This window comes from Hymenobacter agri, from assembly GCF_054778495.1.
On record NZ_BAAGZM010000265.1, the window covers coordinates 1 to 5,634 of the forward strand.

The window sequence follows — 5,634 nt, forward strand, 5'->3', positions numbered from 1 at the left end:
GGCGAGCCAGCCATGGCCAGCGGCGCTGGCGGCGCAGCGAAAACCAGCTCAGGCTGGCCAGCACAAAAAACACGCCCGCGTGGGCGGCTGTGTCGAACGACAACAGCTCCCACACGGGCGTGCGCGGCATTTCATCGGATGGCGTGAGCGTGAGCACCAGCACCACGGCGGCCCACAGCAGCGGCAAAGCGGCATATGGACGGGGTGCGGGGGCAGGCAACGGCAATTTGGGCGGGGCAGGCGAAATCATAAACATCGCGGCGCACAAGCCAAAGCCGTGCTACTTTTTTAGGCGCCCACCAGCTCGCCGTAGGCGTCGGCCGACAGCAGGCCTTCGAGCTCCTCGGGCTTGGCGATGGAAATCTTCACCATCCAGCCGTCGCCGTAGGGGTCCGAGTTCACGGTTTCGGGGGCGTCGGCCAGCTTTTCGTTCACTTCGAGCACAGTGCCGGTGATGGGGCTGAACAGGTCGGACACGGTTTTCACGGCCTCCACGGTGCCGAATACGTCGTGCTGGGCTACTTCCTTGTCGAGGGTATCGATGTCGACGTACACGATGTCGCCCAGTTCTTTCTGCGCGTGGTCGGTGATGCCCACGTAGGCAACATCGCCTTCAACGCGAATCCATTCGTGGTCTTTGGTGTAGTGCAGGGTGGCGGGCAGGGTCATAACGAGTTAAGAGTTAAAAGTTAAGCGTTAGGAGTTAGCAGGGAGCTTTCTGGTTCGTGCTCAAAAGTAAGAACCAAATAGCGGCACACGGCCAAAACGTTTGCCCGGCCGCAGCTTCATCAACTTTTAACTTTTAATTCTTAACTCTTAACTACTACTGCGTGAGGCTGTAGCGCAGCTGCACACCGCCCTCGGTGGCCGTGTTGCGGAAGGCGTTGCTGATGCGCGGCGTGGTCACGGTCTGGCTGTAGTAGAGCTGCAGGTTGAGGCGGGTGTTGAGCAGGTAATCGATGGTGGGGCGCAGCTGGAAGGTTTTGTTACCGTTGGTAATCTGGCCTTGGGCGCGGCCCGGCGACTCGGGCAGGCCCTGGGTGTTGCCGGCATCGGCCACGTCTACGATGCTGCGCTGAATGGTGATGTTGTCGCGGATGCTGAGGTCGAGGCGGGCGGTGAGGTTGTTTTTGAGCACGCGCTGCTCGCCGCCCACACGGAAGGGCAGCTTCAGGCTGTTGGTGGCGTAGCCGAAGCCCACCACGATTTCGTTGGTGTAGAGCTCGGTTACCTGGGCGTTGGTCACGTTTAGCACCACGGTGCGGTCGGTGCGGTATTCGAGGCGGCCAGTGGCGCGGCTCACCGTCTGGAAGTTCACGCCGATGAGCGGGGCCAGCCGCTCGGCAATGCTCACCTGGCCTACCACGTAGTACGGGATGAACTGCCGGTTGCTGGCACTAATCTGGTCGGGGAAGTTAGGCTCGGCGGCGTACGAAGTGGCCGTGTTGTAGCTGCCGATGCTGTAAGTGGACGAATAGGCGTGGTTGAGCGTGAACGACGAGAAGTAGCGTTTCACGAGCGGCAGGTCGGCAAAGCCGTTATAGTCGACGCGCCAGTTGGGCAGCGGCAGCATGCTGAAGGGGTTGAACTTCTTGGCCGTGTAGCCGTCGGACGAGCGGCCGTGGTAGGCGTCGATGAAGCTCTGCACCAGCACATCCTGCGAGTTGTAGCCGTAGCCCAGCGGGTTGGCCAAGGCTGCGGGGTTGGCGGCCAGCAGCTTGTCGCGCACAATGGCGCGGTTTTTTACGAATTGGTTGAACGCCCGCGACGTTTCGCCGTTGGCCCCGAGGTCGCCAAACAAGGTCTGGATGGTGATGGTCGAAGTCTGGAACGAGCCGCTGCCCAGCAGCGGGTGCGGGGCCAGGAAGTAGCGGCCGGTGCTGGGGTCCTGAACGGGTTTCAGCGTCACGGTATCAATCAGGTTGCGGTAGTACACCTGCTGATTGCGGGCCAGTTGCCGGCGGGCATCCACTTGAATGTTGAAGCCGCGCACCGGCTCCAGCGCCGTGCGCAGGGTCAGGTTTTCGGTGAGCAGGTTGCTCAGGGCCGTGTTCAGGTACTCGCTGTTCTGGGTGTACCAGCCGCGGCTGTCGGCAATGCTGTACAGTTCGTTCAAATCGTACTGCTTGCCCACGATGAAGGGCAGGCCGGGCGCGGTGAAGCCGCGGTCGAAGCCGAAGAGGGCCGTTTTGGGTAGGTAGCCGGGCAGCAGCGTGCCATTGGCCCGCACGTAGGTGAAGTTGATGGAGCGGGCCGTCATCAGCCCACGCAGCACGGCCTTCACGAAGCGGTACTTCTCGCGGGTGGTGTCGGCGGCGGGCTTGCGGTCGGGCTCGTTGGCGCGGCCGGGGTTCATCAGGTTTTCGGCCACGCTGCGGGGGCGGCCGGTGGCCGGCTGGGCGTTGTTGATGATGTTGAGAAACTTCACCTTGTTGTAGAGCTTCACCAGGTCAACCTTGCCGTTGGCGCTGAACTCGGCGTTGTTCTGCACGGTGTTGCCCAGGTTCACTTCCACCGTGGCTTCGTCGTGCACCGGGTCGCCGTTGGGTACCGGGTTCACGGGCACGCGCATCAGCGTCGACGACGCCTGCCAGTTGTAGGTGGCAGCGTAGCGGGCATCGGCGCTCAGCCAGTCGGTGAGCGGAAATTTATCGAGCGGCAGGCGGTAGGTGAGCGACGCTACCTGGTTGAAATTGACCGTGCGCCCACCACGCAGCAGGTTCTTTTGCAACTCGTTGCGGTTATCGATGGCTTCCTGGCTCACGCCAATGGTGCGGCCTGCGTTTTCGTCCACCACGCCGCGGTTGTTGGCGGTGTAGTCGAAAATCAGGCTCTTGGTCAGGTCCCACTTCAGGTCGTATATACGACTGATGTAGAACGACTTCTGGATAATGGGCGCGATGCCGTCGGTGCTGGGCAGCGTGCCCGGCTGCAGCACGCGCTGCAGAAACCGTTCGTTGTAGCGCCGGTCGATGTCGGTGCGGAACGAGAAGCGCGAGGGCAGCGGCGTGAAGTTGATTTGCTGGAAAATCTTCAGATACGGATTGTCGAGGGCCTTGATTTTGGCCAGCGGCTCGTAGTTCTTGGGCGTGGTCTGGTACACGTAGGCCACGGCGGCGGTGTAGGCCTTGGTGTAGTCGCGGTCGGTGCGAATGTCGGAGTGCAGGCGGTCGGTGAGCGAAAAGCTCAGGGCCAGGTTTTCCACGTCCCAGGGCTTGGGCACGCTGGGCGTGGCGCCGGGCTTAGGCTGGCCGCGCTCCTTGCGCACGTTCAGCACCGAGATGCTGCGGCTGGTGGTCTGGTCGATAACCTTGTTGCGGTACTCGGCTTGGGCGGCGGTGTTGGTGCTGCCGTCCGCGTTCTTGAATTTCTGCAGGCTCTGTTCCAGCTTGGTGTCGGGGTCGAGGGGGTCGTAGAGGGGCGAGCGGCTTTCGCGGCCCACCTGCAGCAGCACCGGCACGCGCAGGTTCAGGGCGGGCGGCAGGAACTTGTCCACGGCCACGGTAGTGTTCAGGTCGCCGCGGAACACGTCGTCGATGGAGCGTTGCTGGGCCTTGTCCTGCAGGCCGCCGAAGCCTACGCTGGTGAAGCTGCCGGTAGCCGTCACGTTGGCCACGTCGGCCAGCTTCACGTTCAGGCGGGCGGTGGCGGCGTAGCCGGCCTGCTGCTCGAAGTCGAACACCCGTAGCTCGTCGGCCCACAGGTTCACGGTTTTGGGCGAGCCCGAGGCATCGGAGCCGCCGGTAGGGTTCAGAATACCCAGCATCACGCCCTGCACGGCCGAGAAGTCGGGGTTGCCCACCACCGTGATGCTGGCCCCGTTGGGCAGATTCACGGTGAAGGGCACCAAGGTGTTATTACCGGTAGTCTGGTTACGCTTGGCCTTGGCATCGATGAAGTCCTGGAATGCCACGTCGATGCGGTTTTCCACGGGCCACACGTCGTCGGGGCCGGTGCCGGTGGTGGTCAGCTTCAGCGGCAGCGAGTATTCGTAGTAGTTCTGGGTGTAGTCGGTACCGATGCGCATGAAGGCGCGGGTTTCGCCGTCCTTGGTGGTGGGGTCGTCGGTGTCGCCGTGCAGGAACATGCGCAGGCGCTTGTAGCGCAGCAGGTTGATGGTGATGTTCTTGTAGGCGCCCTTGGCGAAGCCGTCGCGCAGGTCCTGCACGGCCAGGCGCAGGCTCTGCTCGTTTTGCAGGCGCGAGGTGCTGCTGCTGCCGTACTCCTGGTCGCGCTTGATGCCGGGCGGCGACACGTAGGGGATGCCCCCGCCGGCGGCCACGCCGTTTTCCTCCACGCTCACCGTCGAGATGTTGAACGAACGCACGTCGGTGAGCGTGCCCACCGGTACCTGGTTGCCCTGGCGCGAGTCCACGAGCGGGTAGTTGAAGCGGCGCCACTGGTTGGCCACGAACTGCGGCTGCACCAGGCGCACCACCACCGGCTCCTGCCAGCCGGTCATGTACATGCGCAGGAAGCGGATGGACTTGAAGCCGAAGGCCGTATTGTTGTTACCACGAATGGCCGTGTACCGCTCCCGAATCGGAATGCGGAACTGGTACCAGGTCACGTCCTCGGCGCCCACCTTGGCCACCACCTTGTCGATGATGTAGTTCGAGCCAATGTCGAGGCCGCCGGGCTTTAGGCTCATGCGGTATTCGTAGTAGCGCTCCACGTCCTGCACCACGTTGTCGCGGTTCAGGTCTTCCTTGTCGGGGTAGGCCGTCGAGCTCAGCTGGCTGTTCTCGGGCGAGTTGCCGTCGTAGCCGTTGTAGTTCTTGTAGCGGCCCAGCAGCTTGGTGTTGCTGGCGTCGTAGCTGGGGTCGAGGTGGTGGCGGAAGTTGTCGGCCGAGGGGTCGGGCAGGCCCACGTAGGGCGCACCGTACTGGGTTTGCTGGCGTTCCTGGTCGTCGCTCACCCCGTCGAGGCCCACGTCCTGGGCGGTGCGGGCACCGGGCGCGGCATTAAAGGCGTCGGTGAGAAACTGCTGCTTGGTCACCACGCCGTAGGCCGTGGGAGCCGTCAGGCCGGTGGGGTCCTGGCCGGGCACGGGCAGGCCGTTCTCAAACTCGTGCTGGTTCTGGTCCTTCAGCACGTCCTCGCTCACGTTGCCGAGGTTGATAACGAAGTCGCCGCCGGTGGTATTGGGCTTGGGGTTGGGGTTGTCGGGGTCGAGCACCACGCCGTTGGGCGAGTTGATGAACGGGTCCATCATCCAGAAATCGAGGTACTCGATGTTGGCGTTGTCGAAGTCGGTGTCGAAGGTGATGGCCCGGCTGATGCCGCCAAACTTATTGAGCAGGCCGCTGGTCGTGGCCTCGGTACCGGTGAAGAACTTGCCGGCGTTGTCCACCTTCGGGTTATAGTTGTAAGGCCCCCGCTCCTGCGGGTAGTACGCCATGTCGAAGGTGTACTCGTAGCCGTTGCCGGTCGAGCCCAGGTCCTTGTTCGGGAACACCTCGTCGCGCTTCACGCCGCGCACGTAGTGGTTCAGCAGGTCGTTGGCGCCGATGTTGGCCGGCACACTCGGGCCGCCGGTGTAGTAGCTCTGGTCGATGGTGTACCAGGCCAGGCGGGCGCGCTGGTCGCCGTTGCCCAGGCCTACCGTGCTGCTGCCCGGCACGGGCAGCGGCG

General features: G+C 63.2%; 3 protein-coding genes. All 3 read right to left on the reverse strand.

All coding sequences use genetic code 11. The annotated features are described in order from the left end of the window. The coding region (locus ACYVDE_RS13285) for a VanZ family protein (RefSeq protein ID WP_460502028.1) at positions 1-187 on the reverse strand (187 nt) is incomplete at its 3' end. Between the two features lie 101 nt (positions 188-288). Continuing rightward, positions 289-669: a glycine cleavage system protein H gene (gene gcvH, locus ACYVDE_RS13290; protein ID WP_460502029.1), complete on the reverse strand. Its 381-nt coding sequence runs from the start codon at positions 667-669 to the stop codon at positions 289-291. 154 nt (positions 670-823) lie between these two features. Beyond that, entirely contained in the window at positions 824-5,623 is a 4,800-nt protein-coding gene (gene sov, locus ACYVDE_RS13295; RefSeq protein WP_460502030.1) for a T9SS outer membrane translocon Sov/SprA, read from the reverse strand. Between the last annotated feature and the right edge of the window lie 11 nt (positions 5,624-5,634).